Consider the following 23,115-nt stretch of genomic DNA (forward strand, 5'->3'; position numbering starts at 1 on the left):
AATCGTACGGGGAGACCGGGGCACGCTACCGTCCAGCGCGACGGTTGTGGAGAACTCGTCCCGCGAACCGGGAACCGATCCGCTGCGCCCGGACAATACAGGGCATGAACCAGATCACGGGGGACCGAGCGGACTGGGCGCTGGGCGTCGCCGGAGACGGCCGAGCGGTCGGACGCGTCTTCGACCGACACGCCCCACGCCTGCGACGGCACGCCGTCGGCCTCGTCCCCACGCCGGCCGACGCCGACGACGTCGTGGCCATCGCGTTCCTCGAGGCCTGGCGGAAGCGCGAACGCGTCCGCTTCGTCGACGACTCCTTGCTGCCCTGGCTGCTCGTCACGGCGACGAACACCGCGCACAACCTGACCCGCGCCACGCGCCGTCACCGGCTCTTCCTCGGGAGGTTCCCGGTCGACGACCCCGCTCCCGACCCCGCAGAGTCGTTCACCGACGCCGAAGCGGTCGCAGCATTGCGCGGGCTCCCGATCGCAGACCAGCGGGTCCTCACGCTCTGCGTGCTCGAAGGCCTCGGCGAACGCGAAGCGGCCGCAGCCCTCGGGGTCGCACCGGGCACCGTGAAGTCCCGGCTCCACCGGGCGAAGGCACGACTCCAGCAGCAGTACTCGACGTCAGCGGAACCCCTCGGAGGCACACTGTGAACGACCACATCTCCCCTCGTCTCGCCGCGATGCGCGACGCCCTCGTCGCCGACGTCGACGCGACGGCCACGGCCAGCCCACCGGCCCGTCGACGCCGCCGACCGACGCGGGGCACGGTGATCACGGTCGCGGCGGCCTTCCTCGCCGGTTCGGCCGTGACCGGTGGGATCACCGCGGCGGCCCTGCCCGCGACCGACCAGGACGCCGTGCTCGAGACCGCCCTCGCCACGTCGACGCGCTACCAGGTGGAGGAGGGGAACCACGCGACACTGCTCGGCACGCCAGCGTTCGCCGTCACCCGCGGCGACGGCTCGTTCCCCCTCGGCACCCGTCCCGACGGCGCGGATCGCGTGACGCTCACGTGGGAGTGCCTCGAGCCGGGGACGTTCACGATCCGGGTCGACGGGACGACCGTAGACTCCGCCGCCTGCACCCCCACGAGCACGAAGGACCAGGTGACCGTGCTCGGCTCCCGCTGGGGCATGTACCCGGCGCCGGGATCGGGAGGAGCCACCGTGTCCGTGTCCGGCGAGGGTTCGGCGCGGTACGCGGTGTGGGCCTCGTGGGCGAAGTCGGCCTCGATCGCACGGCCGTCCGCCCAGCAGCGGGCGGAGACCGCCGACGGGAAGGTCACGCTCGACGAGTACACCGCGGCGTTCAACCGGCTCCAGGCCTGCCTGGCGCAGGCCGGTCAGTCGATGGGCACCGTCCCGCTGTCGTGGTACGCCGACGGCGCATGGACGAGCCGACCGACGGGAACCGGACCGTGGTACCTCTACTCGACACCCTCGGAGGGTTCGGAGACCTTCGACACCCAGTGCTACCCGCGCGAGTTCGGAGACGTCGACGCCGTCTGGCAGGACGAGCACCCCATGCCGGAGGACCCGCCGGTCCAGCCGGCCGCGGGGTGATCGTCGGTGCCCCTGGAAAGCGCTGCAGGGACGAGAACCCCTTCGACCTGCTGGTGCCCCTGGAGGGACTCGAACCCCCAACCGTTTCCTTAGGACGGAACTGCTCTTCCATTGAGCTACAGAGGCTGGCCCGTCCACTCTAGCGGCGGAACGGCTCCAGGAAGGTCGTGAGCTCGTCGACGTACAGCGCCGGTTGCTCGAACGGCGCGAAGTGCCCGCCGCGCGGCATCATCCGGTAGGACACCAGGTTCGTCGTCCGCTCGAGCCATGCGCGCGGCGGCTCCACGAGGTCGCCGGGGAACAGCGAGAACCCGGAAGGTACCTCGACCCGGCGGGCGAGCTGGTCGGCCGGGATCGCGGCGTTTGCGTGGTACATCCGCATCGCCGAGCCGATCGTGCCGGTGGCCCAGTACTCGGTCAGGAGCGCGAGCACCTCGTCCGGCGTGTAGACGGACCACAGGTCACCGTCGCAGTCGCTCCACGACCGCAGCTTCTCGACGATCCACGCTGCGAGCCCGGCGGGTGAGTCGTTCAGGCCGACCGCGACGGTCTGCGGCTTGGTGCGGTGCATCATCGCGTAGGCACCCTCGGCGTCGCGCCACCGGGCGGTCGCCGCGACGAACCCGCGTTCCTCCGGCGACAACGTGTCGAGGTCGATGCCGGGCCAGGCCAGCCCGCCGTCGATGCGGTGCACGGCGACCACCCGGTCGGCGTGGTCGAGCGCGAGGTAGCGGGCGACGTGGGTGCCGATGTCCCCGCCGGCGACGGCGAACCGCTCGTATCCCAGCTCCGTCATCAGCTCGGCCCACATGCCGGCGACTGCGCGGGCGTCGATGGGCTGCGGCGGGGCGTCGGAGAACCCGTAGCCGGGCATGTCCGGCACGATCACGTCGAAGCCGGCCTCGACGAGCATCGGCAGGACCTTGCGGTACCGCCACCCGGAGTCCGGCCAGCCGTGCGCGAGCAGGAGCGGCAACCCGTCGGGCGTGCCCGCTCGGGCGTGCAGCACGTGGATCCCGGTGCCGTCGATCGTCAGCCGTCGGCTGGGCAGTGCGGCGAGCGCCGCCCGGTGCGCGTCGAAGTCGAAGCCGTCGGCCCAGTACTCGATGAGCGACCGGAGCTCGTCGACGTCCGCCCCGAGCGACCATCCGGCGCCGGCGGGTGCGTCCGGCCAGCGCGTGGCCCGCAGTCGCGCGCGGAGGTCCTCGATGGTCGCGTCGTCGATCTGCGGTGTCTCGCCCATGCCCGCGACGCTACTCAGCGGGACCGACACCCGGGCGGCGGTCACCGCACCCGAGCCCGCGTCAGCAGCAGTCGCAGGCGTCGGCCGCGCGCTCGCCGGTCAGGGCGGCGACTGGCTGCTTGCACGCGTCGCCGCGCCAGGCCTCGAGCCCCTCGCAGACCGCGAACACGACGACCACCAGGCCAGCCACCGGATCAGCCCACGACCACCCGAACAGTGTGTTCAGGAGCAGCCCGACCAGCACCGCGGCGGACAGGTAGCTGCACACCAGGGTCTGCTTGGAGTCCGCGATCGCCGACGCCGAACCGAGTTCCTTGCCGGTCCGCCGTTCGAGCAGGCTGAGGAACGGCATCACGGCCAGGCTGACCGCCGCCAGCACGATCCCGACGGTGCTGTGCTCAGGCTCGCGCACCCCGGTCAGGGTCAACACCGCGTCGACACTGACGTACAGCGCCAGGGCGAAGAACGACACCGCGATGACCTTGAGCGCGACGCGCTCCCGCGCCTCGGGGTCCGGCCCGGCGAACTGCCACGCGACGGCAGCAGCGGACAGGACCTCGACGACGGAGTCGAGTCCGAAGCCGATCAGGGCGGTCGAGGACGCCACCGAACCGGCTGCGATCGCGATGACCGCCTCGATGACGTTGTACGTGATCGTCGCGGCGACGATCCACCGGATCCGTCGCTGCAGCACCCGTCGGCGATCAGGAACCGCCCGGACGGTCGCGTCGGTCATGCGCCGGGTCCGCAGCAGAGCGGGACGTCGCAGTCCTCGTCGGTGCACGCTTCGCCGTCGTCGACGGCGAGCACGACCTCGAGGAGCGAGCGGATCGCGGCCCCGAGGTGCGGGTCGGCGATCTCGTACCGGGTGGAGCGCCCCTCGGGCACCGCGACGACGATGCCGCATCCGCGCAGGCAGGCGAGGTGGTTCGAGACGTTCGACCGGGTCAGCCCGAGCTCGGCCGCGAGCCGGCCCGGGTAGACCGGCGCTTCGAGCATCTCGAGCAGGATCCGGGAGCGCGTCCTGTCCGCCATCGCCCGGCCGAGCCGGTGCATGACGTCGAGCCGCGGGGCTATGGTCAGCATTCACTGACCATACAGCACACGCTGACGCATCGAGTGCCCTACCCCGGCAGGCGGACCCGGGATACGGCAGGCTGGGACCGTCTGCCACCTGCCAGGCGCCACACACCACCACAGGGGAACCACATGACGGATCAGACGACCGCGAACGCGTGGCAACGCTTCTGGGCACGCGGCGGGTGGTGGCGATCGATCCTGCTCGCCGCCGTCTACCTGCTCGTGTACCTCGGCATCAGTCAGCTCATCGGCCTGTTCGTGCGGCCGTTCATCGACCTTGACGACCTGTACGGCGACCCCGCGAGCGTGCTCTTGGCCTCGATCCTGCCGATCGGCCTGATGGGCCTGCTCCTGCTGCTGTTCGCGCGCTCACTCGGTTGGTTGCCGCACCTGTTCCGCCGGCGCACTGCACGCGCCCCGCGGTGGATGTGGATCGCGGTCGTCATCACCGTCGTCCCGCCGGTGATGAAGCTCGCCGGCACCGACTGGTCCCGCTTCACCCCCGCACTCGTCCTCGCGATCCTGTTCTTCGGCCTCTGCGTCGGGTTCGCCGAGGAACTCCTCACCCGCGGTCTCACGGTCGAGCTGCTCGAACACCACGGGTACAGCGAGCGTGCGGTCTACGTGCTGTCGTCGGTCGTCTTCGGGTTGATCCACTTGCAGAACCTGCTCGGCGGGGGCAACCCACTGCTCGTGTTCGCGACGGTCGGCTACGCGATGGGCTTCGGCGCGATGATGTTCCTCGCGCTCCGGGTGAGCCGGTGGCTGATCGTCCCGATGCTCCTGCACGCCCTCACCGACCCCACCACCCTGATGGCGGCGGGCGGCATCAACGATGCGCACGCCGTCGTGACCGGCGGATCGCCCGCGCTGGTCACCTTCGCGTCGCTGTTCAACTTCGTCTACATCGCCTTCGGGATCGTTGCGGTCTTCCTCCTGCCGGGCCGCCGGGCGCGCGCTCTGAACGCACCCACCTGACGGCCTGGAGGCCCGTGGCGGCCCCGCCACGTGCCTCCAGGCCGTCATCGAGTGAGCACAAGACGACGGGTCGCCACCCTCCACCCGTCGCCTTCTGCTCGCTCAGCGCCGCGCACGACCCGCGCGGGGCGCGCACACTTCTCGTCGGCGCGAGCTTCGCGTCAGCGCGGTTCCCTCGTGTCGGCGGTCGCGCGGCGTTCGCGGCGATCCCGGAGCGTCTCGCGGAGGACACTGATCGCGATCGCGACGGACAACGCGATCAGCACGATCTCGATGACCCCGGTCGTGGCCGGGGGTTCGGCACCCTCGTGGTTCCGCCCGGCGGTCTGCAGGAACAGCGCAGCGTCGTTGAGCCCGTGCAGGAGCATCGGCACCCACAGCCGCCCGGTTGCGCGGCGCGCGGCGTAGTACAGGGCGCCGTCCATGCTGATGAACGCCACCTGGAACAGGATCAAGCCGAGCGGCAGGCCCCCGATCAGGTACCCCACGACGTGCGCGAGGCCGAACATGACCGAGGAGACGATGAGGACGACGAACTCGGAGTGGTGCGCGCGGAGCGCGGTGACGAGGATCCCGCGGAAGTACAGTTCCTCGCCGACGCCGACACCGAGGGCCCCGATCAGGACGACGACGATGATCCCGGCAGAGGCCTCGGACCACGGCACGAGGCTGAACAGGATCACTGTGGAGACGAGAGACAGCAACGGTGCGGCGAGCCACCACCAGCGCCGAGGACGCCCGACCGCAACGGGATGCTCGTGCCAGATGTCCTTCCACCAGCCGGAGCGACGGGCGAAGTACAGCCCGACGATGATCATGATGCCGACCGGGATCCAGGTACCGGCGAGCCAGTCGGCGATCGGGTGGTTCTCCCCGTCAACCGCGGCGCTGAGCAGGTTCCCCAACCCCGCGGCCATCACCACGTAGACCGCGCAGGCGACGAGCGCGATCCAGAACAGCCGCGGGACCTCGCGGCGTCGACCGATGTCGGTGGTCACGCCGCTGCCCCGGCTGACTGCGCCTCGGGGGCTCGACCGCTGACACGACCCTTGATGAAGAAGAGCACCAAGAGCGCGAGCACGGGGTAGACGAAGTTGAAGATCCCGGCGAAGCCGATCAGGCCAGCATCGCCAGCGGTCGCCGCGGTGGTGTCGATGCCGCCCGTGGCGAGGATCGTGGTGGGGTCGGTCGCGGCGTGCAGGAGCATCGCGGGGACGATGCTGCCGGTGACCCGCATCGACAGGAAGAACATCATGCCGATGCCGAAGGTGTATACGACGGTCACAGCGACCGTCGGCAACGCCGCCCCGCCGATCGCGTTCGACGCGTGCATCAGCCCGAACAGCAGCGACGACAACAGCGCGACCGTCCGCTCGGTGTGGTGCCCACGTCGGAGGAGGTTCACGGCGACGCCACGGGCGATGAGCTCCTCGGCGAACCCGATGCACAGGCCGAGGAACAGCACCGCGAAGACCACGGAGACCGAGTACGACGACCAGTTCGTCGCGATGAGCCGGATCACGATCGGCACGAGCAGCAGGACCACGGCGATCCACATCCACCCGCGCCCCGGCAGCGGCTGCCGCCCGAAGACCTCGCGCCCCCACCCGAGGGTACGGACGAAGACCACGGTCAACAGCCCCATCACGATGATCGGCAAGGCGACGCCCACGATGGCGCCACGGGGTGTGGCGAACAGCTCGTCAGCGGTGATGCCACGGGCGAGCGTGTGGGCGTTCAGCCAGCCGAGCCCCTCGTAGACGGCGAGGTAGAGGACGACGGCCAGCACGGCGCGCCACCAGCCGCCGCGGTTCCAGAACCGCTGCCATCCGTTGGTCTCGATCGCACTGTGGTGGGCAGGGGCAGTGTCCATGACGGGGTCCGTTCGTCCTGAGTGAGCGGGCGGAGCGCTACGACTGAGCTGCCCTCACCTGAGCGTAGCGTCAGGGGGGACGACGGACGAGGGCACACGGCTCGCTACGCGGCCACGAGGTACTCGTCCCACTCGGCCTGCGGACGCTCGATGCCGCGCACGACCCACGACGAACCGTGCGGGATCTTCGGGCGGAAGCGCAGCCGCCACCCCATCTCCTGCGGGGTGCGGTCACCCTTCTCGTTGTTGCACGCCAGGCAGCAGGCCACGAGGTTCTCCCACGAGTCCTGCCCACCGCGCGACTTCGGCTGCACGTGGTCGATCGTCGTCGCGTGCCGGTCGCAGTACGCGCACCGGTTGGCGTCACGGCGCAGGACTCCGCGGCGCGACACCGGCACGAGTCTCGAGTGCGGGATGCGCACGTACCGGGTGAGGATGATGACGGACGGCCGATCGAAGCTCGAGGTCGATCCGGTGACCGGGTGTTCGAGGTCGGCTGCGACGACGGAGGCCTTCTGGTTCATGACCAGCACGAGGGCTCGTCGGAACGAGATCACCGCGAGGGGCTCGTAACCGGCGTTGAGGACGAGAGTGCGCATTGGTTCCCTTCCGACGTGCCTGGACGGCTTCCAGGCGCTGCGGGTGCGTCGGACCGGGGTCCTTCGCAGGTGACCGTCGCTCGCGCACACGTCCCCTGAACCACGAAGAGCACCACCCGGATGGGCAGTGCTCTGGTCATGCAGGGGCGTGCTCGTGCACGCAGGCGGTGGTCGACCGTATGTCGATGCGCGCGCGCCGACCCATGGTGCGGGTCGTGCGGAACAACGACATGGGGTCTCCCTGCTCGGGGCCTTGCGGACCGGTGCAGCGCCAGGCTACGTCAGAAACCGGCCCGGCACGAGGGTGCGCGGGCCGGTTTCGGCGATGTTCACGGGTTCGATGCCCCGCGGTCGGGTCTGATGCCTCAGATGCCGAAGCGGACGATGTGGTAGTCGCTGGTCCAGATCGGACGGATCGACACGGAGCCACCGGGCTTCGGGGCGTCCATGATCATGCCGTTGCCCATGTAGAAGCCGTCGTGCGCCTCGTTGTTGAAGATGACGACGTCGCCGGGCTGCGCCTCGGACTCGGGGATCGTGGTGCCGGCCTGGTCCTGCAGCGGCACGGAGTGCGCGAGGTTGATGCCGTACTGGGCGTAGACGAACATGACGTAGCCCGAGCAGTCGAAGCCGGACGGGTCGGCGCCGCCGAAGACGTACGGGGTGCCGATGTACTGCTTGGCGGTGGCGACCACGGCCGGCAGCGAGAACGGGGTGTCCGCGGCGCTGGAGCTCGCCACGTAGTCGGCGGCGGACGGGCCGGTGTACGAGGCGTACTGCTCGGCGGTCTGGGCACGCGCCGCCTGCGTGGCCGATGCTGCCTGCTCGGCCTGCTCAGCGGCTGCCTCGGTCGCTTCGGCCTGGTCGGCTGCAGCCTGCTTGGCCGCTGCGCGTGCGTCGAGCGTCGCGGTCGACGTGGCGCCGTAGCCGTCGCGGCTCGTGCCGGCCAGTGCGACGGCGTCGGACACCGAGAACTCCTGGCTCTCCGTCGCACGGACCTGGCGCTGCGCGTTCGCCGCCTCGGTGCCGGTGGAGGTCTGCGCGGCGAAGGCCGGCGCGACCGCCACGGTGCCGAACATGCCGGCGGCGACCGTCAGGACGATGGGGGCGAGGAACTTGCGCTTGCGCGACGACGAGCTCGCCTTGGCTGCGGTCGCGGTGGCTGCGGCCTGTGCGGCACGACGACCACCGGGGAGCGGGGCGGAGCGGACCGGGACGACCTTGCGGGTCGGGCGCGTGTCCGCCTGGCGGACGGACCGCCGGGTGAGCGGTGCGTCGGTGGCGTTCTCGGTGTTCGTCGGGTTGGCGGGCGTCTGGTCGTCCGCGGCGGAACCGGTCTGCGTCAAGGGTGTGGTCTCCGGCGTCTCGTCATCACGCTGCCGTGGGTGTCCGGCGACGTGCAACCCCATCCGTTCGTCATCGTTTCCGATCGAGGCAGGAGACGGGTTCGAGACGTCCTGCCACGGGTCTCCGGCTCAGGCGCAGCGCGGGGACTCGACGAGTGTACGGGGCCGTCGTTACCTTGTCGAGATGAAACGGGCCGTTTGTAACGAAACGGTAAAGAAGCCCTGTTCAGGGGCGTGAAATCATTCCCGCTCGATGTACACGTGCTGCGCGACCTCGACGGGGAGCTCGATGCCCGAGTCCTCACCCTCGACGCGGACGGCGACGTAGGCCCCGGCGCGCTGCACGCTCGCCAGACGACCGGGCATGACGCCGGCCGTGCGGAGCTGGTGCAGGAGCTCGGGCTCGAACTGCACGGGCTCGCCCAGACGACGGATCACACCGGTCGCGACGGCGTCGGTGCCCTCGGTCGCGGCGACGATGTTCTGCACGCCGTCGAGGAACCCGGCGGCTGCGGGGCCGCCGATCTCGGCCAGGCCGGGGATCGGGTTGCCGTAGGGCGACTCGGTCGGGTTGCCGAGCATCTCGAGCAGGCGGACCTCGACCTGCTCGCTCATGACGTGTTCCCACCGGCAGGCCTCGTCGTGGACGAACGCCCAGTCGAGTCCGATGACGTCGGCCAGCAGGCGCTCCGCCAGACGGTGCTTGCGCATGACGTGGGTGGCCCGGGAGCGCCCTTCGTCGGTGAGCTCGAGGTGGCGGTCGCCGGAGACGACGACCAGGCCGTCGCGCTCCATGCGGGCGATGGTCTGCGAGACCGTCGGGCCCGAGTGGCCGAGGCGCTCCGAGATGCGAGCGCGCAGCGGAACGATCGCCTCCTCCTCCAAGTCGAGGATGGTGCGAAGGTACATCTCCGTGGTGTCGACGAGATCGGTCACGGTCCGCCTCTCATGTCTGGGCCCAGCGGCCACCACCCTACTTGTTCGGACCGACGAACTCCGACCGACACTTGCACGGGGCAAGAAGAGGGCCGTGGCCACAGCACTCCAGGCCTCCCCGTCCGGCCGGTACAGGCGCACCAGCACTGGGATCGCGCTCGGTAGGATCGGTGCATGGCAGACATCGTCATCCCCGCCGAACTCCTCCCCACCGACGGCCGCTTCGGCTGCGGACCGTCCAAGATCCGCGGCGCGCAGCTCGAGTCCCTCGTGACGCGCGGGGCCACGATCCTCGGCACGTCCCACCGCCAGAAGCCCGTGAAGGACCTGGTCGGCAGCGTCCGCTCCGGGCTCGCCGACCTGTTCCAGGTCCCCGAGGGCTACGAGGTCGTCCTCGGCAACGGCGGCTCGACCGCGTTCTGGGACGCCGCCGCGTTCGGCCTCATCGAGCGTCGCGCAGAGAACCTGTCCTTCGGCGAGTTCGGGTCGAAGTTCGCCAAGGCCGCCGGCGCCCCGTGGCTCGAGGCACCGCACGTCGTCGAGGCCCCCGGCGGATCGCTCGCCGCGCTCGAGCCCGTCGACGGCGTCGACGTCTACGCCTACCCGCACAACGAGACCTCGACCGGCGTCATGGCCCCGGTCGTCCGCGCCGCCGGTGACGCCGGAGCACTGACGGTCGTCGACGCCACGAGCGCCGCCGGTGGTGCCGCGTTCGACGTGGACGCCGCCGACGTCTACTACTTCGCCCCGCAGAAGAACTTCGCCTCCGACGGCGGCCTGTGGCTCGCGCTGTTCTCCCCCACCGCGATCGAGCGCGTCGAGCGCATCGCAGCGAGCGGTCGGTACATCCCCGAGTTCCTGTCGCTCAAGAACGCCGTCGACAACTCGCGCCTGAACCAGACGCTGAACACCCCGGCGATCTCGACGCTGCTGCTGCTCGACGACCAGGTCCGGTGGATCAACGAGTCGGGCGGCCTGGCCTGGGCGGACACCCGCACCAAGACCTCGTCGTCGACGCTGTACGACTGGGCCGAGTCGGTCGACTACGCGACGCCGTTCGTGACCGACCCCGCAGCCCGCTCGCAGGTCGTCGCCACGATCGACCTCGACGACTCGATCGACGCCAAGGCCGTCGCCGCGACCCTGCGCGCGAACGGCATCGTCGACACCGAGCCGTACCGGAAGCTCGGGCGCAACCAGCTGCGCGTCGCGACGTTCACCGCGATCGACCCGGACGACGTCGCGAAGCTCGTGCAGGCGATCGACTTCACGGTCGACGCCCTGCGCTGACCCGTCCGTCGCGCGGGCCAGCGCCGGCGACGAACACCACGGAAACGACGAAGCACCACGGGATCCCGTGGTGCTTCGTCGTTGTTCGGGTGCGTGTCAGGAGCGGTGGAAGTCCGGGTCGACCTCACCGGCATCGAGCTGGGCGCCGTCGAGGTCGGCGTCCGGGTCGACGGGCTGCACGCGCTGCGCGCGACGACGGCGAGGGGGCTGCGGGGCGTCGTCGACGTCCTCGTCGTCCGCATCAGCGGTGTCGGCGAGCGCGTCGACGTCCACACCATCGATGTCGTCGTCGTCCGGTTCGTCGAGGTCGTCCTCGTCCGCTTCGAACTCGGAGTCCTCGTCGTCCTCGTCGTCATCCGACTCGTCGTCGGCTTCGTCGTCGTCCGAGTCGTCGTAGTCGGCGTCCTCGTCGTCGTCCGAGTCGTCATCCGACTCGTCATCGAAGTCGTCGTCGTCGTCCGACTCGTCGTCGTCGCCCTCGTCGTCGGATTCCTCGTCCGAATCGTGGTCCTGCGCCGCCCGGTACTCGGCCAGTCGCTCGGACCACGGCACCCACTCCGGTGCCACGAGCGAGCCGTCGCCGGGCATCAGCTCGACCTCGAGCACGGTGGGGTCCTCGTCGCCGACCTTCGCGACGCTGACGGTCCAGCGCCAGCCGGGGTAGCCCGGCATGCGGTTCGCGAACAGGACGGAGACGACGCCGTCGCCCTCGTCCACGGTGCCGACGGGCGCGCCGATGCTCGACTCGGGGGTCACCTCGAGCAGCGCGGTCCGCGCCAGGTCAGTGAAGTCAACGGGTGCTGCGTCAACAGGTACTGCGTCGCTGTCTGTCATGGCGTCACGCCTCCAACTGGTCTGCGACGTGCCGCAGGATGGCGGCGAGTCGATCGCCGTTCTTCGGGTAGCGGCCGTGGCGGAGGTCTCCGCTGATCCGGTCGAGTTCCTTCACCAGGTCCTCGACGATCACGGCCATGTCGTCTGCGGAGCGACGGGTCATCCGGGACAACGACGGCTGCGGGTCGAGGAGCCGCACGGACAGTGCCTGCGACCCCTTCTTCCCCTGCACGACGCCGTACTCGAGCCGGGATCCCGCCTTCACGGTCACGACGCCCTCGGGCAGCGAGGACGCGTGCAGGAACACCTGGTCGCCGTCGTCTCCGGTGATGAAGCCGAAGCCCTTGTCGTCGTCGTAGAACTTGACCTTGCCGGTGGGCATGCGTGGACTCCTCGAGGTCGTGGTACGGCCGTGGTGCGTCGGATATCCTGGGTCGATGGCCAATCCGACCCGATCAACCGGGAACCCGCAGGATTCCGCAGAACCCCCGGTGACGTTCAATCGTACCGAACGCGCTCTGGCGTTCATGATCGGTGGGATCATCATCCTCGGCCTGCTCTGCTTCGTCGCGATGATCATCATGTGGCTCACCGCTCCGGCCGCCCGGGGCACGATGCCGTGGCCGGTGGTCATGGCCATACCGCTCTACGGCTTCCCGATCGCCATGGTCCTGGTCTTCGCCCTCCTCGGCATCACCTGGACGCGCCGCGCACGAGCGAACCGGACGGCTCGCTGACGTCCGCCCCGGACGCTGGCACCGGACGATGACGACCACCGCCGACCTGGCCGCCCGACTCCGGGCGTTGCCGGACGACTCCCTCGAACGACTCGTCGCTGCGCGGAGCCTGCCCCCGGCCGCCCTCGGCGAGACCGGTCCGCAACGGATCACCGACTTCTTCGACCTGGCCGAGGCGCTCCGCACCGACGACGCCGTCGACGCCGCCGTCGAGCACCTGCCCCGCGCCACGATCCTGGCGCTCCGCGACGGCGGGGACGCCGACCGCCTCGGTCCGGCGATCACGCTCGGCCTGGCCGACGAGGACGGCGCCGTCGACGACGCGGTCGCCGCACGCGTGGCCGCCCACCCCGACCTCGTGGCACTGCGATCGACGGGAGGCCCGGATCGCCCCGACCGCGCCGCCCACGCCGACGACGTGGCCGGCCAAGACCGCGCGCGCACCACCGGCGCGGAGCAGGCGTTCTCGAGCATGACCGTGCTCGCCGAGCTGCTGCGTGCGGTGGACGCCGGCACCGTCCGCGAACTCGTCAAGGGCGGCATCGGCACGCCGCTCGCGAAGACCCTGGCCGAGCGCATCGGCACCGATGCCGACGTCGTGCCCGGCCGCCTCGCACTGCTCGACCGGGTCGGGTTCGCCGACCCGGGCTCCGGCCGGTGGACGGTCACCGACGCCGGACAGGACTGGCTCGTCGCCGACTGGCCGGACCGCTGGGCGACCCTCGTGTCGACCTGGGCGGACACCCTCGGCCCCGCGGTGCACGAGGTCCTCGCACTCGCCGACGACGACCTGCGCGACCTCGTGGCACTCGGCCGCTGGGCGTACCCGGCGGGCTCCCGCTGGCTCGACGCCGTGCTGCTCGACGCGGCCGGCACCGCCGCGTCGCTCGGACTCGCGGTCGACGGCATCGTCACGAGCACCGGCCGCGCGCTGCTGGACGGTGACGCCAGGCCTGCAGCGGACGACCTGCCCGGCACCGTCGGCCAGGTGTACCTGCAGCACGACCTGACGGTGATCGCCCCCGGGCCCCTCGCCCCGGTCGACGACGCCGCCCTGCGCACGGTCGCCGTGCTCGAGGCACCCGGTCTGGCCGCCCGCTACCGCATCTCCGAGGACACCCTGCGCACGGCGTTCCGTGCCGGGCACTCCCGTGACGACGTCCTGGCGCTGCTCACCCGGCTGTCGTCAACCGGCGTCCCGCAGCCCCTCGCCTACCTGGTCGACCAGGTCGCCGGACGCGACGGCAGCATCGTCGTCGACCGCGGCGAGGGCGGGGTCGGCACCGTGGTGCGCGGCACCGCGGACCAGCTCGACCTGATCGGTGTCGACGCCGAACTCCGGCAGATGGCGTGGGAGCGCAGCGACCTGACGACGCTCACCACCCGCTACCCAGCGCACGTCGTGCACACCGCGCTCGAGGACCAGCGCTACCCGGCCGTGCTCGCGACCGGCGCCCGCCCCGAGACGCACCACGGGCCTCCCGGTCGGCGCAGCCCCACCGGACGCTCGCCGGAGCAGGCGGCGCACGCACTCGTGGAACGGCTCCGCCTGACCACCCAGCGCGGCGATGCGGAACCCGAGCAGGAGTGGCTCGGGCGGCAGATCGACCTGGCCGTGCGCGGACGCACGCCGATCCGGCTGACGGTGCGGATGCCGGACGGCTCCGAACGGCCGTTCTCGATCATCCCGACCTCGGTCGCCGCCGGACGCGTCCGAGGGCGCGACACCAGCGTCGACGTCGAGCGCACGTTGCCGCTGTCGCTCGTCGTGGCGGTCGAGAGCGACGCCTGAGGTGCACGGTCACCCGAACGCAGGTGACGACGGCTAGGCTGGCAGGTCATGAACGGACCGCTGATCGTGCAGAGCGACCGCACCGTGCTCCTCGAGGTCGCACACCCCGACGCCGAGGACGCACGCCACGAGCTCGCGGCCTTCGCCGAACTCGAACGCGCCCCCGAGCACGTGCACACCTACCGCATCACCCGCCTCGGCCTGTGGAACGCACGGGCCGCCGGACACGACGCCGAGGCGATGATCGCCACCCTCGAGCGCTTCGCGAAGTTCCCGGTGCCGCAGAGCGTGACCGTGGACATCCGCGACACGGTGTCCCGCTACGGCCGACTCGTCATCCGGCGTGAGGAACGCGACGACGCCCCGGTCATCGCGAACTCCCCCGCCGAGGAACTCGAGCGCCTGCCCGTCCTGCTCCTGACCGCCGAGGACCCGTCCGTGCTGGCCGAGGTCATCCGGTCGAAGCGGATCAAGCCACTGCTCGGCAACATGCGGACCCCTTCCGAGGTCGAGCTGCAGCCGTGGGCACGCGGGCAGATCAAGCAGGAACTCGTGAAGCTCGGCTGGCCGGCCGAGGACCTGGCGGGCTACACCCCGGGGCAGCCGCACCCGATCGACCTCGACACGGCCGAGTGGCACATGCGCCCGTACCAGGAGCAGGCCGTCGACACGTTCTTCGCGCAGGGCTCCGGTGTCGTCGTGTTGCCCTGTGGCGCCGGCAAGACCCTGGTCGGTGCCGGGGCGATGGCGACCGTCAAGGCGACCACGCTCATCCTCGTGACGAACACCGTGTCCGCACGGCAGTGGCGCAGCGAGCTCCTCAAGCGCACGACCCTGCAGGCCGAGGACATCGGCGAGTACTCGGGCAGCGTCAAGGAGATCCGGCCGGTCACGATCGCGACCTACCAGATCCTGACCGCCCGTCGGAAGGGCGAGTACACGCACCTGTCCCTGCTCGACGCCCTCGACTGGGGCCTCATCGTCTACGACGAGGTCCACCTGCTGCCGGCCCCGGTGTTCAAGCTGACCGCCGACCTGCAGGCCCGCCGACGCCTGGGCCTGACCGCGACGCTCGTGCGCGAGGACGGCCGCGAGGGCGACGTGTTCTCGCTCATCGGTCCGAAGCGCTACGACGCTCCGTGGAAGGAGATCGAGGCCCAGGGCTACATCTCCCCGGCCGAGTGCTACGAGGTGCGCATCGACCTGCCGCACCAGGAACGCCTGGAGTACGCGGCCTCCAGCGACGACGAACGCTACCGGCTCGCCGCCACCTCACCCGCGAAGACCCCGGTCGTCCGCGAACTCATCGAGAAGCACCGGGGCGAGCAGATCCTGGTGATCGGGCAGTACATCGACCAGCTCGACGCACTGGCCTCGTCCCTCGACGCCGCCGAGATCACGGGTGCGACGCCCGTCGACGAGCGCGAGCGGCTGTACGACGCGTTCCGTGCCGGCGCGGTGGACGTGCTGGTCGTGTCGAAGGTCGCGAACTTCTCGATCGACCTGCCCGACGCCACCGTCGCGATCCAGGTCTCCGGGTCGTTCGGGTCACGGCAAGAAGAAGCGCAGCGCCTCGGTCGACTGCTCCGCCCGAACAAGGACGGCCTGCCCGCGTCGTTCTACACGCTCGTCGCACGGGACACCGTCGACCAGGACTTCGCGCAGAACCGGCAGCGCTTCCTCGCGGAGCAGGGGTACTCCTACACGATCCTGGATGCCGATCAGGTCCAGGCGCCCGTGGGCTGACGTACGCACCGCTCTCAGGAAACCATTAGGGAACGGTCAGAAGATAGGACCATGAGCGATGGCCCCAAGATCCTGATCGTCGACGACGAGCCGAACATCCGCGACCTCCTGACGACCTCGTTGCGCTTCGCCGGGTTCGCCGTCCGTGCCGTCGGCAACGGCGCACAGGCGATCTCGGCCGTGCTCGAGGAAGAACCCGACCTGATCATCCTCGACGTGATGCTCCCCGACATGAACGGCTTCGGCGTCACCAAGCGCCTGCGGTCGTCGGGCTACACCTCGCCGATCCTGTTCCTCACCGCGAAGGACGACACCGAGGACAAGATCACCGGCCTCACCGTCGGCGGCGACGACTACGTCACCAAGCCGTTCTCGCTCGACGAGATCGTCGCCCGCATCAAGGCCATCCTCCGTCGCACCATGAACGACGAGGAAGACGCGATCATCCGCGCTGGCGAGCTCACCATGGACCAGGACACGCACGAGGTCACGATCGGCGACGCGCAGATCGAGCTCTCCCCCACCGAGTTCAAGCTGCTCCGCTACCTGATGCTCAACCCGAACCGCGTGCTGTCGAAGGCGCAGATCCTCGACCACGTCTGGGAGTACGACTTCAACGGCGACGCCGGCATCGTCGAGAGCTACATCTCGTACCTGCGTCGCAAGCTCGACCAGTACTCGGCCGAGCCGATCATCCAGACCAAGCGCGGCTTCGGGTACATGCTCAAGGCGTCCAAGGCCTCGTAGCACCTCCGTTCTTCACGGCGGTCGTCCGGTTTCACCGGGCGGCCGCTGTCTATCGTTGGGGCAGCATGCACACGCGAATGAGCCGCTGGTGGGACGGGATCTCCCTGCGCACCAAGATCACCGGGATCACGGTGCTCCTGGTGGCGCTCGGCCTGCTCGTGGCCGGACTCGGCACGATGACCGTCCTGTCGACGTACCTGATGGCGCAGCTCGACAACAACGTCAAGGGCACCACGGAGCAGCTCGAGGGCCAGAACATCAGCGACGGCGAGCAGTACTGCAAGCTGTCGGTCGTGCTGTCGCAGAGCGCCTACGTGGCCGCGTACGACGCCGACGGCGACCAGATCTGCCAGACGAAGGCATCGAGCCGCCCGGACATCCGCGAACTGGACTTCTCCGCAGCGGCGCAGAACGGTGCGCGCTTCTCGCTCTACGACAGCCAGCACAACCACGAGTGGCGCGCCCAGGTCATCCCGGCGTCACTGCAGAACCAGACGAGCGGCTCCACCGAGACGGGCTTCGTGCTCGTCGCGGTGTCGAGCGCCGACACCGACCAGACCATCGCCCGGTTCACCGTCATCTTCCTGGGCTTCGGCATCTCCGTGATCCTGCTCGGCGCCATGCTCACACGGCTGCTCGTCACCGCCACGTTCGACCCGTTGCGCGACGTCGAGGACACCGCCGCACGCTTCGCCGCCGGTGACTTCAACCAGCGCCTCGAGGCCGACACCCCGAACACCGAGGTCGGGCGACTGAACCGCTCCCTCAACGTCATGCTCGAGCGCATCGACACCGCGTTCGAGGACCGCCAGCGCACCATCGACCAGATGCGCCGGTTCGTCGGCGACGCCTCGCACGAACTCCGCACCCCGCTGGTGTCCCTGCGCGGGTACGCCGAGCTGTACCGGATGGGCGCCCTGCGCAAGGAAGAGGACGTCGCCCAGGCGATGGAGCGCATCGAGAAAGAGGCGAAGCGGATGGGCCTGCTCGTGCAGGACCTGCTCCAGCTCGCCCGCATCGACGAGTCGAAGCCGCTCGAGCTCGGCCCGGTCGACCTCGTCGCGATCGCCCGTGACTCGGCGCTCGACACCATGGCGTCCAACCCGGACCGCGAGATCCAGGTCCTGGTCGAGGACGCCATGACGGGCGAGAGCGTGCCGCAGGCCGTGCGACCGCCCGCGTCGTCGTCCTCGCTCTCGTCGGGGTCGCCGGACTCGTCGGGCTCCTTGTCCGACACGGGCGAGGTCCCCCCGGCATCGCCCACGTCGGCGAACACCACGGGTCCCATCGCGTTCTCGCGGCAGACGATCGCGCGACTGCGTGCTCGGCGGACCCGGGCGATGGACATCGAGGCCGGTGCCGCCCCCACAGACGAGACGACGCCGCTGCCGACGGTCGTCATGCCCCAGCGTCCCCCGATCGTGCTGGCGGAGGAGAACAAGATCCGCCAGATCGTCACGAACCTGATGGGCAACGCCATGCGGTTCACCGAGCACGACGACCCGATCGAGATCGGCGTCGGGGTGGACGACGACCGCGGCATGGCCCACATCGACGTCATCGACCACGGTGAGGGGATCCCGGCGCAGCTGCGCGACAAGATCTTCCAGCGGTTCTGGCGTGCCGACACCTCGCGTGCGCGGGACACCGGTGGTTCGGGCCTCGGGCTCGCGATCGTGTCGGGCATCGTCGCGGCACACCACGGCTCGGTCGAGGTCTTCGACACCGAGGGCGGCGGCGCGACCTTCCGCGTCTGGCTGCCGCTGCTGCCGCGCGACTACGCCGCCTGACGCGGGCGCTTGCCGACTGGTCACGAACCGTCGCCCCGCAACTGTCCGTGCGACGAGCCCTGACCACTCGACGTGCACCCGACAGCACGTTGCGACCACTCTGTGGCGCCGGACTGCCGGGAGTTCACGTCCGGCGGAGACGGATCGTGACCGTCCGCGCCTCGAAGGCCTGGCGAAGCCGCTCCAACAGCACCGCTGGCCGCCCCGCGTCGGCAGCCGTCGCGTGGATGATGAGCCAGTCGTTCACCACGAATCCGTTGTCGCGTCGCTGGTCGTGACGGAACGCGTCGCGCTCCCGGTGGTGGTCGCCGTCGTACTCGAGACCGATCCGGAGCGCCGGCCAGACGAGGTCGACGCGACCAAGGAACAGCCCGCTCGGGTCGTGCACGTCCAGGTTGAGTTCCGGCTCCGGGAACCCTGCGTCCTCGACAGCGAGCCGGAGCCAGGTCTCCATCGCGGACTCTGCCCCCACGCGGATCCGGTCAAGCGCGCTCCGCGCCCGGCGGACGTAGCGGCTGCCCGGCAACACCGCCGCCCGGAGGTCGTCGATCGTCGCCAATCCGGATCGGCCGACCAGGTGATCACCGACCGCAACGAGCGCGGGGACGTCGAGACTCGCAGCACACTCGAACCACATCGCGGACGGGGCACTGACCCGGTGGCCCCTGTGCTCCACCACCTCGGGCTCTGCACGTCGGTGCCCGACGACGTTCGGACGGCGCATCCGCACCCCGTTCTCAACCGTCGTCACGTGGACGGCCGTCTCGGACCGCATCGACGCGGGAAGCGGCGCACCCCACAGCCGAGCGGCCGTGGTGTGGCTGAAGTACTGATCAGGGCGCATCACCTGCGCGACGGCCTCGAGGAAGTCCGCCGACCCTGCCGGCGCGCGAACACCTCGGACCGGCGCGACGAGGTCACTCCGGCGGAGCCGCTCGGGATGCACACCCTTCCCCACGGCCTCGGCCACCGTGAAGGTGCGGACTTCGAGGGCTCGGGGCAGGCGGCGCGGCGTCGGCATCTGGCCAGCTTGAGGCGCGGGAGGGGGACGTGAGGCACGGGCGGACCGGACTGTGGAAGAGGAGGCGAGCCGGGCCTCCTGTGCAGGACTGGGCTCCGCCCGAGCCGGCACGCGTGCCCACCAACGGCCAGAACACCCCGTTCGCACGTCGGCGACCGGTCGCCTGCTGTCGGTACGCGCTCGCGCTGCCGACGTCTGGTGACCGCTCGGCGAACCTGAGCGGCGCCCCCCCGCACGCGGAAGGGCCCCGCACGCGCAGCGTGCGGGGCCCTTCGAACAGGACTGCTTAGAAGTCCATGCCACCCGTCGGGTCGCCGGCCGGAGCGGCCGCGGCACGCTCGGGCTTGTCGGCGACGACGACCTCGGTCGTCAGGAACAGACCAGCGATCGACGCAGCGTTCTGCAGCGCCGAGCGCGTGACCTTGGCCGGGTCGATGATGCCCGCGGCGATGAGGTCGACGTACTCGCCGGTCGCGGCGTTGAGGCCCCAACCTGCTTCGAGCTCGCGGACCTTGGCGGCCACGACACCCGGCTCGAGACCGGCGTTCAGCGCGATCTGCTTGAGCGGTGCGTCGATGGCGACGCGGACGATGTTCGCACCGGTCGCCTCGTCACCGTCGAGGGTGAGTGCGTCGAGCGCGACCTTGCCGGCCTGGATGAGGGCGACGCCACCACCGGCGACGATGCCCTCTTCGACGGCAGCCTTCGCGTTGCGGACGGCGTCCTCGATGCGGTGCTTGCGCTCCTTGAGCTCGACCTCGGTCGCGGCACCCGCCTTGATGACGGCGACGCCACCGGCGAGCTTCGCGAGGCGCTCCTGGAGCTTCTCGCGGTCGTAGTCGGAGTCGGTCGCGTCGATCTCGGCGCGGATCTGACGGACACGGCCGGCGATCTGCTCGGCGTCGCCGGCACCCTCGACGATCGTGGTCTCGTCCTTGGTGATGACGACCTTGCGGGCACGACCGAGCAGGTCGAGCGTCGCGTTCTCGAGCTTGAGGCCGACCTCTTCGGAGATGACCTGGCCACCGGTCAGGATCGCGATGTCCTGCAGCATGGCCTTGCGGCGGTCACCGAAGCCCGGGGCCTTGACGGCGACGGACTTGAAGATGCCGCGGATCTTGTTCACGACGAGCGTGGCCAGGGCCTCGCCGTCGACGTCCTCGGCGATGATCAGGAGCTGCTTGCCCGCCTGGATCACCTTGTCGACGACCGGCAGGAGGTCCTTGATGTTCGAGATCTTCGAGTTGACGATCAGGATGTAGGCGTCCTCGAAGACGGCTTCCTGACGCTCGGGGTCGGTGACGAAGTACTGCGACAGGTAGCCCTTGTCGAAGCGCATGCCCTCGGTCAGCTCGAGCTCGGTGCCGAAGGTGTTCGACTCCTCGACGGTGACGACACCTTCCTTGCCGACCTTGTCGATGGCCTCGGCGATGAGCGCGCCGATGGTCGGGTCTGCAGCCGAGATCGACGCGGTCGCGGCGATCTGGTCCTTGGTCTCGATGTCCTTCGCGTTGGCGAGGAGCTGGTCGGAGACGGCGGAGACGGCCTTCTCGATGCCGCGCTTGAGCGACACGGGGTCGGCGCCGGCTGCGACGTTGCGCAGGCCCTCGCGGACGAGTGCCTGGGCGAGGACGGTCGCGGTGGTCGTACCGTCACCGGCGACGTCGTCGGTCTTCTTGGCGACCTCCTTGACGAGCTCCGCACCGATCTTCTCGTACGGGTCGTCGAGCTCGATCTCCTTGGCGATGGAGACACCGTCGTTCGTGATCGTGGGGGCGCCCCACTTCTTCTCGAGGACGACGTTGCGGCCGCGCGGGCCGAGCGTCACCTTCACGGCGTCGGCCAGCTGGTTCAGGCCGCGCTCGAGGCCACGGCGGGCCTCCTCGTCGAAAGCAATGATCTTAGCCATGTGAGTTCTCGTCCCTCCCGGACGTCGTGGGGTCGTGCTGGCACTCAACGTGAGCGAGTGCCAACGCCGATTCTGGCACTCGACCGGTGCGAGTGCAACACGATCGGGAGGCTCGTCACGTCTTCCCAGGACACGCCCCGCCAACAGCGCACCCCGACCACTGCCGCGGACCGCCCGCCACGCACGTCATGCAGCGCGGGCCACGCACGACGAACGCGCCGCCCCTGACGGGACGGCGCGTTCGCGATGAGTGTCGTGCGTTCAGGCCGGTCGGACTGCCTCCGCCTGCGGGCCCTTCGACCCGGTGCCGACGTCGAACACCACTGCCTGGCCCTCCTCGAGGACCTTGTAACCCGACATGTCGATGGCCGAGTAGTGCACGAACACGTCCTGGCCTCCTCCATCGACGGTGATGAAGCCGAAGCCCTTTTCAGCGTTGAACCACTTCACGGTTCCGTTGGCCATGATCTCTTGCTCCCTGGTACTGCCGTGCGAACGACGTGTTCGCCGTCTGCAAGGGACTCTGCTCGAAGCGCGCCGATCAGGCAAGAGGTGTGACGTTGTTTCACGTCGATTCCGTCAGAAATCAACGTGCCCGAAACACGACCGTCACAAATGCGGGTGGGGAGCGCCCGCGGAATGCGGATCAGCCGGTGTAGTCGGCCCCGAGCACGACGCTCACGTCGGCGTTCGGGAACGCTGCCGACTGCTGCACGGCGGTGACCCCGAGCTGCTTCGCGATGCCCTGCGCGACCGCCGCCTGTGCGGCCTGCTGGTAGTACACGACGGTCGAGGTCGACCCGGTCGTTCCGGCGTCCCCGGTCGAGGCGACCTGCCAGCCGGCACCGGTCAGCGTGGCGCTGGCGCGGGCGGCGAGACCGGTGGTCGTCGTGCCGTTCAGGACGACGACGGTGGTCGTGCCCTGTTGTGCCGGCGTCGCGGCAGCGGCTCCGGAGTCGGCACCCGACCCGGCCGACGACGATGCCGAGGGCTTCGAGGTGGCGGACGCGGACGGCTTCGACGTGGCCGACGAGCTCGTCGACGCCGAGGGCGAGTCCGAGCCGCTGAACGAGTAGCTGCCGTTCAGGAGCGCGAGGACGAGCACGCCGATGCCGACGAGCACACCGGTGGCGAGTGCCGCCCAGGCGAACGCGATCCAGCCACGGCCGCGGCGCTGGGCACCGCGGTGTGCGCCGACCCGAGGGCCGTCGGCGACGTCGTCGAACCGGTCACGGGGGAATCTGGTGCTCATCGTTCCTCTTCACGTCCTTCGGGAGCAGCACCGGGCGCGACGAAGCTGCGCGTCGCCCGGGCGCTGGTGCGCGCGTGCCGGAGCCGCTGCAGCCTGGTGACGAGCTGCGGGTCGTACGCGAGTGCCGCGGGCGAGTCGATCACGCGGTTCAGCACCTGGTAGTAGCGCGCCGCCGACATCTCGAACTCGACCCGGATCTCCGCTTCCTTCGTGCGGTCGTGCCGTGCCCGGTCGTGCTCGAACGACAGCACACGCTGCGCGAGCTCGCTGAGCTGGTCAGCGCGGTGCTGGTCAGCGCGGCGCTCGTCAGCACGGTGCTCGTCGGTGGGGCTGGTCACGGCGGTTCCGATCACGGTCGGGTAACGGGTCTCG

Annotated in this window: 24 protein-coding genes and 1 tRNA gene; 9 read left to right on the top strand and 16 right to left on the bottom strand. The window is 70.1% G+C overall.

The window, feature by feature from the left end:
- Positions 1-104: 104 nt before the first annotated feature.
- Both EDF23_RS13180 and EDF23_RS13185 read left to right on the top strand, forming a co-directional pair.
- Positions 105-659, top strand: a complete 555-nt coding sequence (locus EDF23_RS13180; RefSeq protein WP_131921900.1) for a sigma-70 family RNA polymerase sigma factor — start codon at positions 105-107, stop codon at positions 657-659.
- Positions 656-1,570 (top strand): hypothetical protein, encoded by a 915-nt coding sequence (locus tag EDF23_RS13185; protein WP_131921901.1) that lies wholly within the window; start codon positions 656-658, stop codon positions 1,568-1,570. The genes EDF23_RS13180 and EDF23_RS13185 overlap by 4 nt, the downstream gene beginning before the upstream one ends.
- Before the next feature lie 51 nt (positions 1,571-1,621).
- On the opposite strand, the gene EDF23_RS13190 is transcribed toward EDF23_RS13185, so the two are convergent.
- The 4 genes from EDF23_RS13190 to EDF23_RS13205 all read right to left on the bottom strand — a co-directional run bounded on the left by EDF23_RS13190 (position 1,622) and on the right by EDF23_RS13205 (position 3,899).
- Positions 1,622-1,696: transfer RNA gene (locus tag EDF23_RS13190), tRNA-Arg, on the bottom strand.
- A gap of 13 nt (positions 1,697-1,709) precedes the next feature.
- A complete protein-coding gene (locus EDF23_RS13195) occupies positions 1,710-2,813 on the bottom strand; it encodes an epoxide hydrolase family protein (protein WP_131921902.1) in 1,104 nt (367 codons plus the stop codon).
- Between the two features lie 61 nt (positions 2,814-2,874).
- Entirely contained in the window at positions 2,875-3,549 is a 675-nt protein-coding gene (locus EDF23_RS13200) for a cation transporter (protein ID WP_131921903.1), read from the bottom strand.
- On the bottom strand, positions 3,546-3,899 hold the full coding sequence (locus tag EDF23_RS13205) for a metalloregulator ArsR/SmtB family transcription factor (RefSeq protein ID WP_123293319.1): 354 nt from the start codon (positions 3,897-3,899) through the stop codon (positions 3,546-3,548). Before EDF23_RS13205 ends, EDF23_RS13200 begins: the two co-directional genes overlap by 4 nt.
- Positions 3,900-4,022: 123 nt before the next feature.
- Here EDF23_RS13205 and EDF23_RS13210 point away from each other — a divergent pair, with 123 nt between their 5' ends.
- Positions 4,023-4,871, top strand: a complete 849-nt coding sequence (locus EDF23_RS13210; protein WP_131921904.1) for a CPBP family intramembrane glutamic endopeptidase — start codon at positions 4,023-4,025, stop codon at positions 4,869-4,871.
- Between the two features lie 161 nt (positions 4,872-5,032).
- Here EDF23_RS13210 and EDF23_RS13215 read toward each other — a convergent pair whose 3' ends face one another.
- The 5 genes from EDF23_RS13215 to EDF23_RS13235 form a co-directional block, all read right to left on the bottom strand.
- Entirely contained in the window at positions 5,033-5,869 is an 837-nt protein-coding gene (locus tag EDF23_RS13215) for a type II CAAX endopeptidase family protein (RefSeq protein WP_131921905.1), read from the bottom strand.
- Positions 5,866-6,744 carry a CPBP family intramembrane glutamic endopeptidase gene (locus EDF23_RS13220; protein ID WP_131921906.1) on the bottom strand — a complete coding sequence of 293 codons (879 nt, stop codon included), beginning with the start codon at positions 6,742-6,744 and terminating at the stop codon, positions 5,866-5,868. The genes EDF23_RS13215 and EDF23_RS13220 overlap by 4 nt, the downstream gene beginning before the upstream one ends.
- A gap of 104 nt (positions 6,745-6,848) precedes the next feature.
- On the bottom strand, positions 6,849-7,343 hold the full coding sequence (locus tag EDF23_RS13225) for an HNH endonuclease (protein ID WP_111085210.1): 495 nt from the start codon (positions 7,341-7,343) through the stop codon (positions 6,849-6,851).
- A 365-nt stretch (positions 7,344-7,708) separates the two neighbouring features.
- A complete protein-coding gene (locus EDF23_RS19745; RefSeq protein ID WP_131846070.1) occupies positions 7,709-8,752 on the bottom strand; it encodes a C40 family peptidase in 1,044 nt (347 codons plus the stop codon).
- Between the two features lie 177 nt (positions 8,753-8,929).
- Complete coding sequence (locus EDF23_RS13235) at positions 8,930-9,625, bottom strand: metal-dependent transcriptional regulator (protein WP_131846069.1); 696 nt, start codon at positions 9,623-9,625, stop codon at positions 8,930-8,932.
- Positions 9,626-9,799: 174 nt separating this feature from the next.
- On the opposite strand from EDF23_RS13235, the gene serC reads away from it, so the two are divergent.
- Positions 9,800-10,915 (top strand): phosphoserine transaminase, encoded by a 1,116-nt coding sequence (gene serC, locus EDF23_RS13240; RefSeq protein ID WP_131921907.1) that lies wholly within the window; start codon positions 9,800-9,802, stop codon positions 10,913-10,915.
- A gap of 96 nt (positions 10,916-11,011) precedes the next feature.
- Here the strand turns inward: serC and EDF23_RS13245 are convergent, their stop codons facing one another.
- Positions 11,012-11,749 carry a DUF3027 domain-containing protein gene (locus EDF23_RS13245; protein WP_131921908.1) on the bottom strand — a complete coding sequence of 246 codons (738 nt, stop codon included), beginning with the start codon at positions 11,747-11,749 and terminating at the stop codon, positions 11,012-11,014.
- A 4-nt stretch (positions 11,750-11,753) separates the two neighbouring features.
- The gene (locus EDF23_RS13250; protein ID WP_131846066.1) at positions 11,754-12,131 is read right to left on the bottom strand and encodes a cold shock domain-containing protein; all 378 of its coding nucleotides are present in this window, start codon (positions 12,129-12,131) and stop codon (positions 11,754-11,756) included.
- 109 nt (positions 12,132-12,240) lie between these two features.
- Between EDF23_RS13250 and EDF23_RS13255 the strand changes: the two genes are divergently transcribed.
- The 5 genes from EDF23_RS13255 (at position 12,241) to EDF23_RS13275 (ending at position 18,561) form a co-directional block, all read left to right on the top strand.
- Complete coding sequence (locus EDF23_RS13255) at positions 12,241-12,486, top strand: multidrug ABC transporter ATPase (RefSeq protein WP_111085216.1); 246 nt, start codon at positions 12,241-12,243, stop codon at positions 12,484-12,486.
- A gap of 28 nt (positions 12,487-12,514) precedes the next feature.
- Entirely contained in the window at positions 12,515-14,278 is a 1,764-nt protein-coding gene (locus EDF23_RS13260; RefSeq protein WP_131921909.1) for a helicase-associated domain-containing protein, read from the top strand.
- Positions 14,279-14,326: 48 nt separating this feature from the next.
- Positions 14,327-16,024, top strand: coding sequence for a DNA repair helicase XPB (locus tag EDF23_RS13265; RefSeq protein ID WP_131921910.1), 1,698 nt, complete (start codon positions 14,327-14,329; stop codon positions 16,022-16,024).
- Positions 16,025-16,075: 51 nt separating this feature from the next.
- A complete protein-coding gene (locus tag EDF23_RS13270; protein WP_017888045.1) occupies positions 16,076-16,771 on the top strand; it encodes a response regulator transcription factor in 696 nt (231 codons plus the stop codon).
- A 65-nt stretch (positions 16,772-16,836) separates the two neighbouring features.
- On the top strand, positions 16,837-18,561 hold the full coding sequence (locus tag EDF23_RS13275; protein ID WP_131921911.1) for a HAMP domain-containing sensor histidine kinase: 1,725 nt from the start codon (positions 16,837-16,839) through the stop codon (positions 18,559-18,561).
- Positions 18,562-18,685: 124 nt separating this feature from the next.
- On the opposite strand, the gene EDF23_RS13280 is transcribed toward EDF23_RS13275, so the two are convergent.
- From EDF23_RS13280 to EDF23_RS13300, 5 genes are all read right to left on the bottom strand, one after another.
- Positions 18,686-19,582 (bottom strand): hypothetical protein, encoded by an 897-nt coding sequence (locus tag EDF23_RS13280; protein ID WP_123936848.1) that lies wholly within the window; start codon positions 19,580-19,582, stop codon positions 18,686-18,688.
- 286 nt (positions 19,583-19,868) lie between these two features.
- A complete protein-coding gene (gene groL, locus EDF23_RS13285; RefSeq protein WP_131921912.1) occupies positions 19,869-21,491 on the bottom strand; it encodes a chaperonin GroEL in 1,623 nt (540 codons plus the stop codon).
- 261 nt (positions 21,492-21,752) lie between these two features.
- Entirely contained in the window at positions 21,753-21,956 is a 204-nt protein-coding gene (locus tag EDF23_RS13290) for a cold-shock protein (protein WP_111085222.1), read from the bottom strand.
- A gap of 181 nt (positions 21,957-22,137) precedes the next feature.
- Positions 22,138-22,743 (bottom strand): LytR C-terminal domain-containing protein, encoded by a 606-nt coding sequence (locus tag EDF23_RS13295; RefSeq protein ID WP_111085223.1) that lies wholly within the window; start codon positions 22,741-22,743, stop codon positions 22,138-22,140.
- Positions 22,740-23,081, bottom strand: coding sequence for a DUF3263 domain-containing protein (locus EDF23_RS13300; RefSeq protein ID WP_243648920.1), 342 nt, complete (start codon positions 23,079-23,081; stop codon positions 22,740-22,742). Before EDF23_RS13300 ends, EDF23_RS13295 begins: the two co-directional genes overlap by 4 nt.
- Between the last annotated feature and the right edge of the window lie 34 nt (positions 23,082-23,115).

The sequence above is a fragment of the Curtobacterium sp. PhB128 genome (assembly GCF_004340725.1).
In the GTDB taxonomy this organism is placed as follows: Bacteria; Actinomycetota; Actinomycetes; order Actinomycetales; family Microbacteriaceae; genus Curtobacterium.